Annotated in this window: 16 protein-coding genes; 12 read left to right on the top strand and 4 right to left on the bottom strand. The window is 71.2% G+C overall.

Features of this window, described 5'->3' with window-relative positions; translation table 11 throughout:
- Nucleotides 1–2 precede the first annotated feature (2 nt).
- Entirely contained in the window at nucleotides 3–2,291 is a 2,289-nt protein-coding gene (locus AB0K12_RS14740; RefSeq protein WP_364560177.1) for a xanthine dehydrogenase family protein molybdopterin-binding subunit, read from the bottom strand.
- 74 nt (nucleotides 2,292–2,365) lie between these two features.
- On the opposite strand from AB0K12_RS14740, the gene AB0K12_RS14735 reads away from it, so the two are divergent.
- From AB0K12_RS14735 to AB0K12_RS14715, 5 genes are all read left to right on the top strand, one after another.
- On the top strand, nucleotides 2,366–2,845 hold the full coding sequence (locus AB0K12_RS14735; RefSeq protein WP_364560174.1) for an MSMEG_6728 family protein: 480 nt from the start codon (nucleotides 2,366–2,368) through the stop codon (nucleotides 2,843–2,845).
- Nucleotides 2,846–2,945: 100 nt separating this feature from the next.
- The gene (locus AB0K12_RS14730) at nucleotides 2,946–3,545 is read left to right on the top strand and encodes a sulfite oxidase-like oxidoreductase (RefSeq protein WP_364560172.1); all 600 of its coding nucleotides are present in this window, start codon (nucleotides 2,946–2,948) and stop codon (nucleotides 3,543–3,545) included.
- Between the two features lies 1 nt (nucleotide 3,546).
- A complete protein-coding gene (locus tag AB0K12_RS14725) occupies nucleotides 3,547–4,275 on the top strand; it encodes a ferredoxin reductase (protein WP_364560170.1) in 729 nt (242 codons plus the stop codon).
- Between the two features lies 1 nt (nucleotide 4,276).
- Entirely contained in the window at nucleotides 4,277–4,543 is a 267-nt protein-coding gene (locus AB0K12_RS14720; RefSeq protein ID WP_345392893.1) for a DUF6510 family protein, read from the top strand.
- Nucleotides 4,544–4,636: 93 nt separating this feature from the next.
- The gene (locus AB0K12_RS14715) at nucleotides 4,637–6,037 is read left to right on the top strand and encodes an LCP family protein (RefSeq protein WP_364560167.1); all 1,401 of its coding nucleotides are present in this window, start codon (nucleotides 4,637–4,639) and stop codon (nucleotides 6,035–6,037) included.
- 69 nt (nucleotides 6,038–6,106) lie between these two features.
- Here AB0K12_RS14715 and AB0K12_RS14710 read toward each other — a convergent pair whose 3' ends face one another.
- The gene (locus tag AB0K12_RS14710) at nucleotides 6,107–6,277 is read right to left on the bottom strand and encodes a DUF3073 domain-containing protein (protein WP_364560164.1); all 171 of its coding nucleotides are present in this window, start codon (nucleotides 6,275–6,277) and stop codon (nucleotides 6,107–6,109) included.
- 86 nt (nucleotides 6,278–6,363) lie between these two features.
- Here AB0K12_RS14710 and AB0K12_RS14705 point away from each other — a divergent pair, with 86 nt between their 5' ends.
- Nucleotides 6,364–6,696 carry a metalloregulator ArsR/SmtB family transcription factor gene (locus AB0K12_RS14705; protein WP_043615149.1) on the top strand — a complete coding sequence of 111 codons (333 nt, stop codon included), beginning with the start codon at nucleotides 6,364–6,366 and terminating at the stop codon, nucleotides 6,694–6,696.
- Here AB0K12_RS14705 and AB0K12_RS14700 read toward each other — a convergent pair.
- Nucleotides 6,693–7,106, bottom strand: coding sequence for a hypothetical protein (locus AB0K12_RS14700; protein WP_364561440.1), 414 nt, complete (start codon nucleotides 7,104–7,106; stop codon nucleotides 6,693–6,695). The two genes, AB0K12_RS14705 and AB0K12_RS14700, sit on opposite strands and share 4 nt — an antisense overlap.
- On the opposite strand from AB0K12_RS14700, the gene AB0K12_RS14695 reads away from it, so the two are divergent.
- Genes AB0K12_RS14695 through AB0K12_RS14685 form a run of 3 tightly spaced genes read left to right on the top strand, consistent with a single transcriptional unit; the run spans nucleotide 7,098 to nucleotide 9,072 of the window.
- Nucleotides 7,098–7,244, top strand: a complete 147-nt coding sequence (locus AB0K12_RS14695; RefSeq protein ID WP_364561410.1) for a hypothetical protein — start codon at nucleotides 7,098–7,100, stop codon at nucleotides 7,242–7,244. The two genes, AB0K12_RS14700 and AB0K12_RS14695, sit on opposite strands and share 9 nt — an antisense overlap.
- Nucleotides 7,245–7,254: 10 nt before the next feature.
- Entirely contained in the window at nucleotides 7,255–8,133 is an 879-nt protein-coding gene (locus AB0K12_RS14690) for a 1,4-dihydroxy-2-naphthoyl-CoA synthase (protein ID WP_345392905.1), read from the top strand.
- Between the two features lie 9 nt (nucleotides 8,134–8,142).
- Entirely contained in the window at nucleotides 8,143–9,072 is a 930-nt protein-coding gene (locus AB0K12_RS14685; RefSeq protein ID WP_364560159.1) for an aminoglycoside phosphotransferase family protein, read from the top strand.
- 84 nt (nucleotides 9,073–9,156) lie between these two features.
- Here AB0K12_RS14685 and AB0K12_RS14680 read toward each other — a convergent pair whose 3' ends face one another.
- The gene (locus AB0K12_RS14680; protein WP_364560156.1) at nucleotides 9,157–10,080 is read right to left on the bottom strand and encodes an NADP-dependent oxidoreductase; all 924 of its coding nucleotides are present in this window, start codon (nucleotides 10,078–10,080) and stop codon (nucleotides 9,157–9,159) included.
- A 133-nt stretch (nucleotides 10,081–10,213) separates the two neighbouring features.
- On the opposite strand from AB0K12_RS14680, the gene AB0K12_RS14675 reads away from it, so the two are divergent.
- The 3 genes from AB0K12_RS14675 to AB0K12_RS14665 are packed head-to-tail and all read left to right on the top strand — an operon-like array spanning nucleotide 10,214 to nucleotide 17,711.
- A complete protein-coding gene (locus tag AB0K12_RS14675) occupies nucleotides 10,214–10,765 on the top strand; it encodes a hypothetical protein (protein ID WP_364560154.1) in 552 nt (183 codons plus the stop codon).
- On the top strand, nucleotides 10,765–12,858 hold the full coding sequence (locus tag AB0K12_RS14670; RefSeq protein WP_364560152.1) for a flotillin family protein: 2,094 nt from the start codon (nucleotides 10,765–10,767) through the stop codon (nucleotides 12,856–12,858). Before AB0K12_RS14675 ends, AB0K12_RS14670 begins: the two co-directional genes overlap by 1 nt.
- Entirely contained in the window at nucleotides 12,855–17,711 is a 4,857-nt protein-coding gene (locus AB0K12_RS14665) for a DNA repair ATPase (RefSeq protein WP_364560150.1), read from the top strand. The genes AB0K12_RS14670 and AB0K12_RS14665 overlap by 4 nt, the downstream gene beginning before the upstream one ends.

Here is a 17,711-nt window from a genome sequence, read left to right as displayed (position 1 = left end):
TCCTATCGCGCCCGCCGGAGCAGGGACCAGACGGTGGACGGGGTGAGCGGGACCTGGGTGATCGCGCCGGCGATCTCCGGGAGGGCGTCGGCGACCGCGTTGGCGATGGCCGCGGGCGGCCCGATCGTCCCGGCCTCACCCGCGCCCTTCATGCCACCGGGCGTCACCGGCGACGGCGTCTCCGTCATCACGACCTCGATGTCGGGTATCTCGCGCGTCGTCGGCAGCAGGTACTCGGTGATCGGCTGCCCCTCCTCGGTGTAGACGATCTCCTCGGTCAGCGCCTGCCCGATGCCCTGCGCCACGGCGCCGCGCAGCTGCCCCTCGACGACGGTGGGGTTGACCAGCACGCCGGAGTCGTTGACCACCCAGTAGCCCTCGACCTCGACGGCCCCTGTCTCGGGATCGACGGCCACGGCCGCCGCGTGCGCGCCGTACGCGAAGGTGTAGGCGGGCGGGTCGTAGCTGACCCGCTCCTCAAGGCCGGGCTGCATGCCGTCGGGCAGGTCCCAGCCGCGCCAGGCCGAGGTGGCCAGCTCGCGCAGCGTCAACGCGGCCCGCGGGTCGCCCTTCACCCGCACGGCGCCGTCGGCGATCTCCAGGTCGTCGGCGGCCGCTTCGAGCCGGTGGGCGGCGATGGCCAGCAGCTTGCCGCGCAACCGGTCGGCGGCCTGGGTGAGCGCGCCGCCGCCGAGCGGCAGCGAGCGGCTGGCCACGGATCCGACCGACGAGTACGGGGTCGCCGCCGTGTCGCCGAGCACCACCCGTACGGACTCGATGGGCACGCCCATGCGGTCGGCGGCGAGCTGGGCCAGCGTCGTCTCGATGCCCTGGCCGATCGAGACGACGCCGGAGGTGACGACCACGGAGGCGTCCTGGTCCATGCGCAGCACGGCGCTCTCGTAGCCGGCGGCCAGCATGCCGATGGCCTTCATGTCCATCGAGGGGCCCATGCCGGTGGACTCGACGTGGCAGGAGTAGCCGATGCCGCGCCTGCGCCCGTCGTCCTTCGCGACCGGCCTGACCAGGTCCTTCACCATGCTCAGGGCGCGCGGGTAGTCGCCTGAGTCGTACGTCTGGTACACCCGGGTCGTGCAGGGCAGCTCGTCCGGCCGGTACATGTTGCGCAGCCGCAGCTCGACGCGGTCGATGCCGAGCCTGCGGGCCGCCTCGTCGATCAGCCGTTCCCTGGTCAGGGTGGCCTCGGGCATGCCGAAGCCGCGGTAGGAGCCGGTCGGGGTGGTCGTGGTGAGGACGCCGCGCACGCGGACGGCGAACCGGTCGAACCGGTACGGCCCCGGCAGCAGCGTGGCCGTCACCGCGAACGTCGAGCAGCCCACGTTCGACGGATGGGCGCCGAGGTCGCCGAGCACGTCCACGTACATCGCGACGAAGCGCCCGTCGTCGTCGAGCGCCAGCCGCGCCCGGTGCACGGCCTGCCGGGCGGGCAGCGTGGCGATCACCCGGTCGCCCGGCGACTCCGTCCAGCTCACCGGGCGGCCGGTGCGCATCGCGGCCAGGCAGATCAGCGCCTCGTCGGGATAGACGTGCTCCTTGCCGCCGAAGCCGCCGCCGGTGTCGCGGCTGATCACGCGTACCCGGTCGTGGACCATGCCGAACGCGTCGGCCAGGTGCTCGCGCACGTGGTGGGGCGCTTGGGAGGAGATGTGCACGGTCAGCTCGTCGCCGTCGTACGCGGCCACCACGCCGCGCGGCTCCATCGGGTACGGCGAGACCCGGCCCATCCTGAACGTCATCTCGACGACGTGCGCGGCCCCGTCCACGGCGGCCTGGCAGTCGTCGTCGCCCATCGTGTAGTCGGCGAGCACGTTGCCGCCCAGCTCGGGGTAGATGGCGGGCGCGTCGTCCTCCAGGGCGTGTTCGACGCCGACGACGGCGGGCTGTTCGTCGAGGTGGGGGTCGAGGAGGTCGGCGGCGTCCCTGGCGGCCTCCGGCGTACGGGCGACGACGACGGCGAGCGGCTGGCCCGCGTACCTGATCGTGTCGTCGAGCACCGGGTAGGAGTCGAGCCGCTGCCCCGGTGTCACGCTGACGCAGGGCAGGCGCAGGCCGGCGGCCTCCTCGGAGGTGATGACGTCGATCACCCCCTCCAGGGCCCTGACCGCCTTGGCGTCGCAGCCGAGGAACCGGCCGTGCGCGATGGGGCTGCGCAGCACGTACGCGTGGAGCGTGCCGGGCAGGCGCACCGCGCCGACGTAGCGTCCCTTTCCGGTAAGCAGCCTGGCGTCTTCCCGTCGCGGCGTCCGAGCACCGACATAGGCGTCTCCCATGCGCTGATTGTGAGCGACGGGCGGCGGCAGGTCTATACCATCCGCGAGAAGGGGCACGTCAGCCGGGGGGACCGATGCAAACATTCCTGCCTTATCCGGATTTCGCGGCATCGGCGGCGGTTCTTGACCCGCTGCGGCTGGGCAAGCAGCGCGTCGAGGCGCTCCAGGTGCTGCGCGCCCTCACCGTCCCCGGCTACGGCTGGCGCCACCACCCCGTCGTCAAGATGTGGACCGGCTACGCGGAGTCCCTCGTCCGCTACGGCCTCGAGGTGTGCGTGCGCTGGTGCTCCCTGGACCGCTCCGACACGTGCGCGGGCACGATGACGACCGAGCTGGCCGCGCATCTGGGCAGGCCGGGCGTACGCGACCAGAGCGAGCTGGCGGCGGCCGGCGAGCTGCCGCCCTGGCTCGGCGACGAGGCGCTGCACCTCAGCCACCGCTCGGCGCTGCTGCGCAAAGACCCGGACTTCTACCGGCCGGTCTTCGGCGACGAGCCGGACGACCTCCCCTACGTCTGGCCGCGCTCCGACCGCCTGCCCGACCCCGCACCCTGACCCCGCACCCTGACCCCGCACCCTGACCCCGCGCCCCGAGCCCGCGCGTCGCCGGCGACCATCGGGGCGGATCGTGGTGAAATGGCCTCGGGAGGCGGACGTGGCCATCATTTCGCGCGGTTTCACAGGTAGACGCAGGGACGAGAGCGAGCGGCTGCCGCCCGGCCAATATCTGGTCGAGGACTTCCCCGTGCTGTCGGCAGGCCCGACGCCGCGGATCCCGCTCGACCGGTGGGAGTTCGCCATCGACACCGAGGACGGGCAGACCCACCGCTGGTCGTGGCCGGAGTTCATGCGGTTGCCCACCGAGACGCCGACCGTCGACATCCACTGCGTGACCAAGTGGTCGAAGCTCGACACCACATGGGAGGGCGTCTCGCTGGACGCGCTCTTCGAGGAGGTCGAGTCGGCCGCCGAGTACGCCCTGGTCTACTCCTACGGCGGCTACACCACGAACCTGCCGGTCGAGGACCTGCTCGACGGCAAGGCGTGGATCGTGCACCGCTTCGACGGCGAGGAGCTGGAGCCCCGGCACGGCGGCCCCGCCCGGCTGATCGTGCCGCACCTGTACTTCTGGAAGTCCGCCAAGTGGGTACGCGGCATCCGCCTGCTCAACGAGGACTGGCCGGGCTTCTGGGAGACCGCCGGCTACCACAACTACGGCAACCCGTGGCGCGAGCAGCGCTACGAGGGCGACTGAGGTGCGCCGCCGCCTCGTCTGGCGGCCGGCCGAGCTGGTCGCCGCCAGGGCCGAGACCCCGAGCGCGCGCACGCTTCGCCTCCGGGTGCCCGGCTGGCCAGGGCATCTGGCGGGCCAGCACGTGGACGTGCGGCTGACGGCCGAGGACGGCTACACCACGCAGCGCAGCTACTCGCTGGCCGCGCCGGCCGACGGCGACATGATCGAGCTGACGGTCGAGAGCGTGCCCGACGGCGAGGTGTCTCCCTACCTGACCGAGGTTATGGAGGTCGGCGACCAGGTCGAGATCCGCGGCCCGGTGGGCGGCTGGTTCGTCTGGCGTACGGAGAGCAAGCCGCCGGTGCTGCTGGTCGGCGGCGGGTCGGGCATCGTGCCGCTGATGGCGATGATCAGGGCACGCCGGCAGGCGGGCAGCCGCGTGCCTTTCCGGCTGGTGTACTCGGTGCGCGCGCCCGACCGCCGCTACTACGCCGACGAGCTGCGCGGCCCCGACCCCGGCCTCGACGTCTCCTACCTCTACACCCGCTCGGTCCCCGGCGGCGCGTCCCGCCCCGCCCGCCGCATCATGCTGGACGACCTGGCCGAGGGCGGCTGGCCGGCCACGTTCGAGCCCGACTGCTACGTGTGCGGGCCGACCGGGTTCGTGGAGGCGGCGGCCGACCTGCTGCTCGCGCTCGGCCACGCCCCCGAGCGCATCAGAACCGAACGATTCGGTCCCACCGGAGGCTGACATGACAGCGGAACACCTCGACGGCAACGCGCTGGCCGGCCCGCTCGGCGAGATCTTCGCGGTGGACGTGGTCTCCGCGACCGGCCGCTGCGCGAGCTGCGGCCTCACCGGGCCGGTGGCGTCACTGCGCGTGTACGGGCCGGAACCCGGCCTGGTCGCCCGCTGCCCCGGCTGCGACGAGGTGGTGCTCAGGCTGGTGCGCGGCCCCGGCACCGCCTGGCTCGACCTGCGAGGCAGCGTATCCCTGCGCATGAGCGTGCCTGACTGAGTACACTCTGGCACTGTTCACCGGCCGAGATCTGTACGGCGAGGCTCTTGGCCACGGGCGGCTACCCTCGGCCCCGGTCTAGGGGGAAGTCACGTGAGCAGCGGGCCTGTCGAGGTGCCACCGTCCGGTCACCGCACTCCGCGGCGGCGCCGCCACTGGTTGCGCTGGGTCATCACGATCAGCGTGGTCGTCGTGCTCCTCGTCGTCGGGGTGGCGGTGGGCGTCTTCGCCCGGCTGACCGGCAACGTCAAGCACACCGACCTCACCGCCGACGACCTCGGCGCCACCCGCCCGCCCAAGGTGGCAGGCACCGCGATGAACCTCCTGGTCGTCGGCTCCGACCAGCGCAACGGCAAGAACGCCAAGTACGGCCGGGTCGCCGGCGAGCGCACCGACACGATCATGCTGGTCCACGTGTCGTCGCAGCGCGACAACGCGATGGTGATCAGCTTCCCGCGCGACTCGCTCGTCCAGCTGCCCGCCTGCCGGGCCACCGGCGCCTTCCCCGGCCAGCAGGCCCACCTCGGCATGATCAACGAGTCGTTCAACTCCGGCGGCATCGGCTGCACCTGGAAGACGATCGAGTCGCTCACCGGCATCCACATCGACCACTTCGTGAAGGTCGACTTCACCGGCTTCAAGGGCATCGTCAACGCCGTCGGCGGCGTCGAGGTGTGCCTGCCCGAGCCGGTCAACGACAAGAAGGCGCTGCTGCACCTGCCCGCCGGGCGGCAGAGCCTCAACGGCGAGCAGGCGCTCGGCTACGTACGCGCCCGCTACAGCCTCGGCGACGGCTCCGACATCGGGCGCATCCAGCGGCAGCAGATGTTCATCGCCTCGATGGTGAAGAAGGTGCTGAGCGGCGAGACGCTCACCGACCCCGCCAGGCTGCTCGCCATCCTCGACGCGGCCACCCAGGCCGTCACCACCGACCGCGGCCTGACCCTCGGCGTCATGAAGGACCTCGCCACCAGCCTCCAGGGCATCGACGTCGGCAAGATCCGCTTCATCACCACCCCGTGGCACTACTCGCTCACCCAGCCGGGCCGCGTGGAGTGGGTGCAGCCGCAGGCGCGCACGTTGTTCCAGATCGTCGCCAAGGACGAGAGCGTCGAAGGCGTCAAGGGCGGCCAGGAGAAGGTGGCCCGCTCGAAGATCCAGGTCGAGCTGCGCAACGGCACCTGGCGTACGGGGCTGGCGACCGAGGTGGCCGCCGCCCTCGAACAGCGCGGCTATCACATCGCCAAGATCGGCGACACCGCCCGCAAGCCGCAGAAGCGAACCACCGTCTTCTACGGGCCCAACGGCGAGACCCGGGTGCCCACCCTGTCCAAGGACGTGCTCAAGAGCCGGCCGAAGGAGCTGGCGGCGGCGCGTACGAGCCGGTTGGTGCTGGTCATCGGCGACGACTGGCAGGGGCTCAAGCCGCTGCGGGCGGGCGACACCGAGGCGCTCAAGGGTTTCGACGCCACGCACGACACCTGCGCGACCTGACCTGCGGACGCGGCGTCATGGGGGTCGCCGGAGCCCTGGGCTCCGGCGATCCGCGCAGCGGGCCCCTGGTCAACGCCCGCGTTCGGACTCCTGCTCCGACGGCGTAGGCGGGTAGATCTCCTCGCGTCGCGTGTCAGCGCCCAGCTCCTCGCGCAGCCGGTCGTAGTCAATGTTGTGGTTGGCGTACTTCAGCTGGCGAGCGACCTTCGTCTGCTTCGCCTTGGCTCTTCCTCGGCCCATGGCTACTCCCTAGTCCCCGCTGTCATGCTATCCAACAACATAGCGACTTGAAGAATTATGCAACTGAACTGGATTACTCTGAACCTATGCACGTGGAGGTCTATCAGGCCAAGGCCGACTTCTTCCGAACGCTCGGCCACCCCGCTCGCATCCGAGTGTTGGAGCTACTCCAGGAAGGGCCACTGCCCGTCAGGGACCTGCTGGCCCAGATCGACATCGAGGCCTCGAGCCTCTCCCAGCAGCTCGCCGTCCTGCGCAGGGCCGGCATCGTGAGTGCGATCCGCGAGGGCAGCACCGTGGTCTACACGCTGGCCACGCCCGAGCTCGCCGACCTGCTGGGCGCCGCCCGACGCATCCTCACCGACATGCTGGCCGACCAGGGGGAGCTGCTCGCGGAGCTGCGCGCCGAGGTCACCTAGCCGACAGCACCCGCCCGCCGCACGTGGTTCGGATACCACGCGGTGAAGGCGGCGGGCACCACGAACGAGAGCACCTTGATGGCGACCACCGTCGCCGTCGCGTGAAGGGAGGCGTGCAGCACCACGGTCAGGGCGGTGGCGGCGACGGTGAAGGCCACCGCCCAGGCCGTGGTGCTCGCCGACGCCGGTCTGGTGGACGTCAGCGCCGAGGGCCCGCGCGGGCGCAAGGAGTACACGATCACCGAAGCGGGCCTCGCCGAGCTGCGCCACTGGCTCACCGACGTCCAGCCCACCCGGGTGGTGCGCAGCGACATGCTGCTGCGGGTCTTCTTCCTCGGCCGGCTCTCCCCCGAGCAGGCCAAGCCTATCTCAACGGCCAGGCGCAGCTCGCACGCAAGCAGCTGGAGCACATCGAGAGCATCCGCGAGTTCGTCGAGAGCGGCAGCGACGACCTCTCCGTGTACGGCCGCCTCGTCCTCGACTACGGCCGCCGCCTCGCCCAGAGCCAGCGCGAGTGGGCCGAATGGGCGGAAAACCAGATCGGTTAGGCTCTCGGCCATGGTCTCCGAGTTGTTCGATCCCAAGGCGTGGCAGCCCGTCGAGGGCTTCGACTTCACCGACATCACCTACCACCGGGCCGTCGACCACGGCACCGTGCGCGTCGCGTTCAACCGGCCCGAGGTGCGCAACGCCTTCAGGCCCCAGACCGTGGACGAGCTCTACCGCGCGCTCGACCACGCCCGGCAGACCACCGACGTCGGCTGCGTGCTGCTGACCGGCAACGGCCCCTCGCCCAAGGACGGCGGCTGGGCCTTCTGCTCCGGCGGCGACCAGCGCATCAGGGGCAAGGACGGTTACCAGTACGCCGACGGCACCCCCTCCACCGGCCGCCTGCACATCCTTGAGGTGCAGCGGCTCATCCGGTTCATGCCGAAGGTCGTCATCTGCGTCGTGCCCGGGTGGGCCGCGGGCGGCGGGCACAGTCTGCACGTCGTCGCCGACCTCACGCTCGCCAGCGCCGAGCACGCCCGCTTCAAGCAGACCGACTCCGACGTCGCCAGCTTCGACGGCGGCTACGGCTCTGCGTATCTCGCCCGGCAGGTCGGGCAGAAGTTCGCCCGCGAGATCTTCTTCCTCGGCGAGACCTACAGCGCGGCCGACGCCCACCGCATGGGCATGGTCAACGCCGTGGTGCCGCACGCGGAGCTGGAGGCGACCGCGCTGGAGTGGGCCCGCAAGGTCAACGGCAAGTCGCCCACCGCGCAACGCATGCTCAAGTACGCCTTCAACGCCGTGGACGACGGGCTGGTGGGTCAGCAGCTGTTCGCGGGCGAGGCGACGCGGCTGGCGTACATGACGGACGAGGCGGCCGAGGGCCGCGACGCGTTCCTGGAGAAGCGCGAGCCCGACTGGTCGCCCTACCCCTGGCACTACTGATCCGGAGCCATGCGGATCACGGTGCCCGCCGCGCTGACCGCCTCGCACCTGCGTTACGCGGACGACGCGGGGCCCGCCTGGGTGGCCGCGCTGCCCGGGCTGGCCGAGCGCTTCCTCGACGAGTGGGAGCTGCGACCTGACGGCGAGCCGAGCCACGGCATCGTGGCGCTCGTGCTGCCCGTGGTGCGGGCCGACGGGACGCGGGCGGCGCTCAAGCTCCAGCCCGTCACGGAGGAGACCGCCGACGAGGCCCTGGCGCTGCGTGCGTGGGCGGGCGACGGCGCCGTACGCCTCCTCGCCGCCGACCCCGAGACCGGCACTCTGCTCCTCGAACGTCTGCACGCCCACCGCTCCCTGGAGGACGTCCCCGACGTCACCGCGGCCCTGGAGACCCTCACCGCCCTCCTGGGCCGCCTCTCCTCCCGCCCCGCGCCGGCGTCCGGGTTGCGGCGGCTGGAGGACATCGCGTGGCGCATGCTGGACGAGGTGGACGCGGCCGTCGCCGCGTTGCCGCGCGAGCGGGACCGCGCCTGGTTGCGGCGGTGCGCCGGCGCGGTCGCCGAGCTGACCCCTGAGCTGGCGGGCGGGCATCGCGACCGGCTGCTGCATTGGGACCTGCACTACGCCAACGTGCTGGCCGCCGACCGGGAGCCGTGGCTGGTCATCGACCCGAAGCCGCTGGCCGGCGATCCCGGGTTCGAGCTGCTGCCCGCCCTGTGGAACCGCTGGGACGAGGCGGTGGCGACCGGCGACGTACGCGGGGAGACGCTGCGCCGCTTCGACCTCATGACCGAAGGACTCGGCGCCGACCGGCGGAGGGCGGCCGGCTGGACGCTCGGCCGGGTGCTGCAGAACTGCCTCTGGCTGGTCCGCGAAGGCGATCGCGAACTGGACGACGTCCAGCTCAGGATCGCCGAGGCCGTGCACACGCGCTGGTGACCGGCCGAGCGACCAGAGACACTCCACCCACCCCGAACGCCTGCCGGCCGCCCGGGCGGCCCGCCCCATGACGGGGTGCGGGCGTCAGGGGGTGATGACGACCTTGCCGGCGCCGTGGCGGCCCTCGACGTCGCGGTGGGCCTCCGCCGCCTCCTCCAGCCGGTACGTCCGCCGCACCCGCCAGGAGAAGGAGCCTTCCGCGTACAGCCGCGCGTACCGTCCGAGCCGCTCGGCCGACCGCTCCCCCTGCACCAGCCGTACCCCGAGCGCGCCGGCCTTGTCGTGCTCGACCATGGTGACGATGCGCCCCCGGTCGGCGACCAGGTCGAGCGATACCTCAAGCGCGTGCCCACCGGCCCCGTCGAGCGCGGCGTCCACCCCGCCGGGCGCCAGCGCGCGGACCCGGTCGGCCAGCCCCTCGCCGTAGGTGACGGGGATCGCCCCCAGCTCACGCAGGTAGTCGTGGTTGGCCTCGCGGGCGGTGCCGATCACGGTGGCCCCGCGCCGCCTGGCGATCTGGACAGCCGCCGTGCCCACACCGCCCGCCGCCGCGTGCACGAGCAGCGTCTCGCCGGCGGCCAGCCCGAGGTTGTCGAGGGCCATCTCGGCCGTCTGCACCCCGGCGGTGAGGCTCCCCGCCACCTCCCACGGCACCCCGGCCGGCTTGGGCGTCACGTTGGCGGCCGGCACCACGACGTACTCGGCGCAGCAGTTGAGCACGCTGAACCCGAGCACCTCGGCGCCCGGCGAGAACCCGGTCACCTCCGGCCCGACCTGGTCGATCACGCCGGCGAACTCGTTGCCTGGAATGCGCGGGAAGGGGATGTCATCGAGGTAGCCGGGCATCCAGCCCGCCCGGATGGCCGTGTCGAACGGCTGCACGCCCGCGGCCCGCACCCGGACCCGCACCTGGCCGGGCCCCGCCTGGGGAGCGGGCAGTTCCATCAGCTTTAGCACTTCCGGTCCGCCCGTTTCTGCGAAGGCGGCCGCTCTCATCAGATCGCTCATGCGATCAAGCCTGCTACCTCAACTGAGCTTGAGGTCAACACCATATCGACTCGGGAACTTTTTCCTTTACTCGTGCTTTATCTAGATATAGTCCGAATGGACACACACGGGGACGGGGCAACACCGGGGCGGCATGACCGACTTCTTCAGCATCGCGTTAGGTTTTCCGACTGTCATTTTCACCTTCCTGCTCGGGGTGGTCGTCGCCTATTGGCTGGCCGTGATCACCGGTCTGTTCGAGATCGAGGACGACGCCGCCTGGCTGGGGTTCGGGGGAGTTCCCGCCGGCGTCGCGCTGTCGCTGCTCGTCGCGCTGGCCTGGCTGCTGTGCCTCATCGGCGCCGTGCTGACGAGCGGCGGCCTGCTGATCGTCGTGCCGCTCGCCGCGTCGGCCCTGGCCTGGCTCGCCGTCCGTGCCCTGCTGAGACCGCTGCGCGCACTCTTCCCCCAAGGGGAGACCCGCTCACGCGATGAGTTCGCGAGCCAGATGTGTGTGATCCGCACCGGCACCGCCACGCCCGACTTCGGCCAGGCCGAGGTCACCTCCGCCGACGGCTCGTCCGCGATCGTGCAGGTGCGTACGACCGGCGCCGACCGCCTGAAGCGCGGCGACGCCGCCCTCATCTTCGACTACGACAAAGACGGCGAATTCTTCTTGGTCATGCCGTACGAAAGTGAGCACTGATGGACGTCATCTCCACCGGCTTCGGCGTATTCCTCGCCGTCGTCCTCGTCATCGTGATCGGCCTGCTGCTCGTGATCGGCCGCCTTTTCCGCAAGGTCGAACAGGGCAAGGCACTCATCGTGTCGAAGGTCAACAAGGTCGACGTGACGTTCACCGGCGCGGTGGTCCTTCCGGTCGTCCACAAAGCCGAGATCATGGACATCTCGGTGAAGACGATCGAGATTGAACGCACCGGCCGCGAGGGCCTGATCTGCCGCGACAACATCAGAGCCGATATCAAGATCACTTTCTTCGTCCGCGTGAACAAGACCGCCGAGGACGTCATCAAGGTCGCCCAGGCCATCGGCACCACCCGCGCCAGCGACGAGGCGACCCTGCAGGAGCTGTTCAACGCGAAGTTCTCCGAGGCGCTGAAGACGGCGGGCAAGCACCTCGACTTCGTCGACCTCTACACCAAGCGCGACGAGTTCCGCGACGAGATCGTCCGGCTGATCGGCACCGACCTCAACGGCTACAGCCTTGAGGACGCGGCCATCGACTACCTGGAGCAGACCGCGCTGCACCAGCTCGACAAGAGCAACATCCTCGACGCGCAGGGCATCCGCAAGATCACCGAGCTGACGGCGATCGAGCACGTGCGGACCAACGAGTACCAGCGCAACGAGGAGAAGGAGATCACCCGGCAGAACGTGGACGCCCGCGAGGCCATCCTGGAGCTGGAGCGCCGCCAGGCCGACGCCGAGCTGAAGCAGCGCCGCGAGATCGAGACCGTCAAGGCCCGCGAAGAGGCCGAGATCGCCCGCGTCCAGGCCGAGGAGCGGCTGCGCGCCCACGCCGCGAACCTCAAGACCGACGAGCAGCTCGGCGTCGCGAACGAGAACAGGGCCCGCGAGATCGCCGTCGCCGAGAAGAACCGCGAGCGCGTGATCGCCATCGAGGCCGAGCGCATCGAGAAGGACCGCCTGCTGGAGGTCATCGCCCGCGAGCGGGAGACCGAGCTGTCGCGCATCGCGAAGGACAAGGAGGTCGAGACCGAGAAGCGGTCGATCGCCGAGGTCATCCGCGAGCGCATCGCGGTGGACAAGACCGTCGCCGAGCAGGAGGAGTCGATCAAGCGGCTGCGCGTGGTCGAGGAGGCCGAGCGCACCCGCCAGCAGGTCATCATCGCCGCCGAGGCCGAGGCCCAGGAGAACCTGGTCAAGGACATCAAGGCAGCCGAGGCGGCCGAGGCCGCGTCCAAGTTCAAGGCCCGCGAGGAGCTCGTGCTGGCCGAGGCCAGGCAGCAGGCCGCCGATCTGGACGCGCGCGCCAAGATCAGGCTGGCCGAGGGCATCCAGGCCGAGACCGCCGCGGCCGGCCTCGCGGAGGTCCAGATCAAGGAGCGCGACGCCGAGGCCATCGAGAAGGTGGGCCGCGCCGAGGCGCTGGCGCTGAAGGAGCGGCTGGCCGCCGAGGCCGACGGCGCGAAGGCGATGGCCCTGGTCGAGGGCGAGCGGCTCAAGGCCCGCGCCGAAGGCGAGCAGGCCATGGCGCTGGCCGGCGCCGCGGCGGTGGGCGAAAAGCTCAAGGCCGAGGCCGAAGGTTTGACCGAGAAGGCCGCCGCGATGGCCGCGCTGGACGAGGCCAGCAGGGCGCACGAGGAGTACCGCCTGCGGCTGGAGGCCGACAAGGAGATCAGGCTCAAGCACATCGACGTCAACAGGCAGGTCGCCGAGTCGCAGGCCAGCGTGCTCGCGGCCGGTCTGGCCAAGGCCAACATCGACATCGTCGGCGGCGACACCATGTTCTTCGACAAGGTGGTCGGCTCGATCACCGCGGGCAAGGTCGTGGACGGGTTCGTGGGTCACTCGCAGGTCGCCGAGGCGGTCGTGTCGCCGTACGTGAACGGCAGCGCGAGCCTGGCGTCCGACCTCGCCCGCGTGGTCGGCGGCATCAGCACCGAGGACCTCAAGAACGTCACCGTCTCCGCCCTGCTCATGAAGCTCATCCAGGACGGCGGCCCGCAGTCGTCGGCCCTCGGTGAGCTGCTGGAGACCGCCCGCAGGCTGGGTGTCGCCGACTCGCCGGTGGCGGCGCTGGCCGGCGCGAAGTGAGCACGCTCGAAGCGAGCCTGGAGGCGGGGACGTACGAGGTCCTCAGGAACCGCCTCCAGGCTCAGGCCAAGGCGCTCGCGGAGGCGGCGGTCAGGCTCAACGACGAGCGGCTGAAGGTGTTCGGCGGTGCCGAGCTGCGCCTGCTCGGCACCGAGCGCATCCGTACGGAGCACAACTGCGTCCCCAGGGACATCGTCTCCCTGGGTGAGGTGATGTTGTTCGGCTACAACGTCTTCATCGGGCTCAAGCCGGAGACGACGGTGGCCGACGTGTTCGCCGTGCACCGCTTCTCCAGGGAGGGCGACGCCTTCAGGTTCGACGCCGACCGGCTGGCCGCGCTGGACGACGAGGCGTTCAGGAAGGACTTCGCCGAGCTCTACCGCTACTACAAGGAGACCCGCCTGCAGCAGCTCAGGCGGGTCGAGGGCAAGCTGCTCGCGGTCTTCAGGACCGGTCCTGGGGACACGCGGGTGCTGCGCTGGACGGTCAGCACCGCCGGAGTCCTGAAATATCTGGATAACAGGGGTGAGCGCGACCACGAGTTCCCGCCGTCCCACGACTTCGAGTGGACCGCCACCACCCGCGACGACCACGTGCTCGGCCGCCACCCGCACATCTCCATCGACGGCGAGGTCTTCGTCGAGACCGTCGGCGGCGACCTCACCATCAAGGTCGAGGACAACACCGAGACAGGGGCCGGCATCTACTCCGAGCCCGTGGCCGAGCCGCTGCAGAGCCTCGGGGACGCCGACGTCGAGTACGCCCGCGTCGGGCCGCTCATCCTCATGCGGATCCGGCCGTACAAGGAACCCGACTGGCGCCACCTCGTCTTCAACACCCGCACCAAGGGCGTCGAGCGGCTCGACGGCATCGGGCAGGCGTGCCAGCGGCTGCCCGAGGACCAGGGGCTCATCTTCCCCGGCGGCTACTACCTCGCCACCGGCGTCAGCAAGACGTTCGACACCGACGTGACGGACCTGGAGTTCGAGCGCATGGTGCGCTCCCCCAACGGCGAGGACGTCCTGTACGTCTTCCACGCCAGGGGCGACGGGCGCTCACTGCTCCTGCCGTACAACGTGATCAGGAAGGAGGTGGCCACCCCGATCGTCTGCCACGGGTACTCGCTGTTCGACGACGGCACGATGGTGGTCTTCCGCGCCACCTCCGACGAGCCCACCCGGGTGCACCCGATGCAGGTGTGGCAGACGCCGTACGTGTCCGACACCTACGCCGCCACCCAGCCCGTCGGCACCGGGCCGCTGGAGCGCATCGGCAACGCCGAGCTGGTCCGCGGCATCTCCGACTGCCTGTCGGTGGCGCGGATGGTCGAGGAGATGGCGCCGTCCACCGGCACGTTCGAGGGGCTGATCGGGGCCTGCACCCGCGCGTTCGACTCCTACCACTGGCTCGGCGAGCACGGCCTGCTCGGGCCGCTCACCGACGTCCGCGCCACCGCCGAGCAGGTGCTCGACGAGTACGAGAACGTCGAGCAGCTCACCCGCCAGGCCGCGCGCACGCTGGAGTCGGCCGGCGAGGAGACCACGCAGCTCGTCCGCCGCGCCCAGGCCGACGACCCGGACACCGCCGACGCGTGGGTGACGCTGCTGGCCACGCTGCGCCGCGCCCAGGGCCACCTGGTGACGCTGCGCGAGACCCGCTACATCGACCTCGCCGCGCTCGACGAGCTGTCCGCCGCCGTCACCGAGGCGGTGGCCGGCGCCGGCCAGCGGGCCGTCGCGTTCCTGTCCGGCGAGGACGCCTTCACCGCCTACCACGCCGCCGTCGAACGCCTGGCCGCCGACGCCGCCGCCATCGGCACCGCCGCCGAGGCCGCGCCCGTCGCCGACCGGCTCGCCGAGCAGGCAGAAGGGCTCGAAGTCGTCACCGAGGTCGTCGGGTCGCTGGACATCGCCGACGCGACCGTCCGCACCTCCATCCTCGGGCGCATCGCCGAGGTGCTCGGCGGCGTGAACCGGGCGCGGGCCGTGCTCGACGGCCGCCGCCGCGAGCTGCTCGGCGCTGAGGGCAGGGCCGCGTTCGCCGCCGAGTTCGCGCTGCTCGGGCAGGCCGTCACCGGCGCGCTCGCGATGGCCGACACGCCCGCGCGGTGCGACGAGCAGCTCGGCCGGCTGATGCTGCAGATCGAGACCCTGGAGTCGCGCTTCGGCGAGTTCGACGACTTCGCGGGGCAGCTCGCCGCCAAGCGCGACGACGTCTACGAGGCGTTCTCCGCCCGCAAGCAGACCCAGCTCGACGAGCTGGCCAGGCGCGCCGACCGGGTCTTCGCCTCAGCCGAACGGGTGCTGGCCGGCGTCACCAGGCGGCTCGGCACGCTCGGGTCGCTCGACGAGGTCAACACCTACTTCGCTACCGACCCGATGGTGGCGCGGGTCCGCTCGGCGGCCGGCGAGCTGCGGGAGCTGGGCGACGCCGTACGGGCGGAGGAGCTCGAAGGCCGGGTCAAGTCGGCGCAGCAGGAGGCGGGACGGGCGCTGCGCGACCGCCTCGACCTGTACGACGACGGCGGCGAGACGCTGCGCCTCGGCCACCACCGCTTCGCGGTCAACACCCAGCCGATCGACCTGACACTGGTGCCCCACGACGGCTCGATGTTCTTCACCATCACCGGCACCGACTACCGGGCGCCCGTGCCCGAGTCGTTCGCCGACACCCGGCCGTTCTGGGAGCAGTCGCTGGTCTCGGAGACGCCGGAGGTGTACCGGGCGGAGTACCTCGCCGTCTCCCTGCTCGACGGCGTCACGGCGGGCGCGCCGCTCGCCGACCTGGTCAGGCAGGCCGCGGAGTCGCGCTACGACGAGGGGTACGAGCGCGGCGTCCACGACCACGACGCCACGCTCATCCTCGACACGCTCGTCCGGCTGCGCGAGGGGGCCGGGCTGCTGCGTTATCCGGCCGAGGTACGGGCGGCGGCGCAGCTCTTCTGGGCCTTCGGGACCGACGAGGTTTCACGTAAAACATTGGCCACCCGGGCCGTGTCGCTGGTGCGCGCGTGTGAGCTCTTCGGCGCCGCACCCGCCGTGACCGAGCTGGCCGCGGAGCTGGGCACCGCCATCGCCCGCTTCATCGGGGACAACGCCGCTCACCCCGGACAAGCCGGCACCCCCTCCGGGAAAGCCGGAGCCCCCGATCAGGAGGCGATCGCGCGGCTCGCCGGCGAGTACCTGGTGGAGGAGCTGGGCGGGACGCCGGCCGGTTTCGTGACCGGGAAGGCGGCGCGCGACCTGCTCGACGGGTTCAGGCACGAGCTCGGCCCGGCCAAGAACCGCGAGTTCGAGGACGATCTCAAAGCACTCTCCCTCCCCGAACGCCTCCAGCTCGCCCGCGCCTGGCTCACCGCCTACCGCCAGGGCCCCGAGCTGCCCGAGGCCGTCGCCGTGCTGCTGTGCGACCTGCCCCGCCACGACTCCAGCGCCGCCACCGCCGAGACCGTGCACGGGCTGCTCGGCACCCACCCCCGCATCCGGGATCGCGCGCTGGAGCTGCGGCTGGACGAGATCCTGCCGCGCATCAGGCGGTTCGCGGCCGAGCGGGTGCCTGCCTTCCGCGCCTACCAGCGGCGCCGAAGCGAGCTGGTCGAGGCCGAGCGCCGCCGCCTGCGCCTCGACGAGTACAAGCCGAAGGTCATGAGCGCCTTCGTCCGCAACCGGCTGCTGGACGAGGTCTATCTGCCGCTCATCGGCGGCAACCTCGCCAAGCAGCTCGGGGCGGCGGGCGCGGGCAAGCGCACCGACCAGAACGGCCTGCTGCTGCTCATCTCGCCGCCCGGCTACGGCAAGACCACCCTCATGGAGTACGTGGCCAGCCGCCTCGGCCTGGTCTTCGTCAAGGTCAACGGGCCCGCCCTGGGCCACGCGGTGACCTCGCTCGACCCCGCCGACGCGCCTGACGCCACGGCCAGGCAGGAAGTCGAGAAGATCTCGTTCGCGCTGGAGAGCGGCAACAACACCCTGCTCTACCTGGACGACATCCAGCACACCTCGCCCGAGCTGCTGCAGAAGTTCATCTCGCTGTGCGACGCCCAGCGCCGCATCGAGGGCGTGTGGAACGGCCGCACCCGCACCTATGACCTGCGCGGCAAGCGGTTCGCGGTGTGCATGGCGGGCAACCCGTACACCGAGTCGGGGCAGCGCTTCCGCATCCCCGACATGCTCGCCAACCGGGCCGACGTGTGGAACCTGGGCGACGTGCTGGCCGGACGCGAGGAGCTGTTCGCGCTGAGCTACATCGACAACGCCCTCACCTCCAACCCGGTGCTCGCGTCCCTCTCCGGCCGCGACCGCTCCGACGTCGAGCTGCTCGTACGCCTGGCCAAGGGCGACACCGCGGTCCGGCCGGACCAGCTCGCGCATCCGTACACCAAGCCCGAGCTGGAGCGGATCCTGGGCGTGCTCGCCAAGCTGGTGCGCGTCCAGGAGGTGGTGCTGGCCAACAACCGGGCCTACATCGCCTCGGCCGGGCAGTCGGACGCGGCGCGCACGGAGCCGCCGTACCGGCTGCAGGGGTCGTACCGGAACATGAACAAGCTGGCCGAGCGCATCGTGCCCGCGATGAACGACGCCGAGCTGGAAGCCCTGATCGACGACCACTACCTGGGCGAGGCCCAGACGCTGACCACCGACGCCGAAGCCAACCTCCTCAAACTGGCCGAACTCCGCAACCGCCTGACCCCCGCCCAGGCGGAACGATGGGCCGCGGTAAAAGCCGCCTACCTGAGGGACAAGGCACTGGGCGGCGCCGAGGACGACCCGATGACGCGCGCGGTAGGCGCCCTCGGCCTGCTGGCCGACCGGGTGGGCGAGGTAGGCACCGCCATCAGGGCATCAGACCGCTGA

This window comes from Nonomuraea sp. NPDC049419 (assembly GCF_040676995.1).
In the GTDB taxonomy this organism is placed as follows: domain Bacteria; phylum Actinomycetota; class Actinomycetes; order Streptosporangiales; family Streptosporangiaceae; genus Nonomuraea; species Nonomuraea salmonea.
The sequence above is the reverse complement of the archived record's forward strand: the minus strand, read 5'-3'. Positions and strand labels throughout refer to the sequence as shown.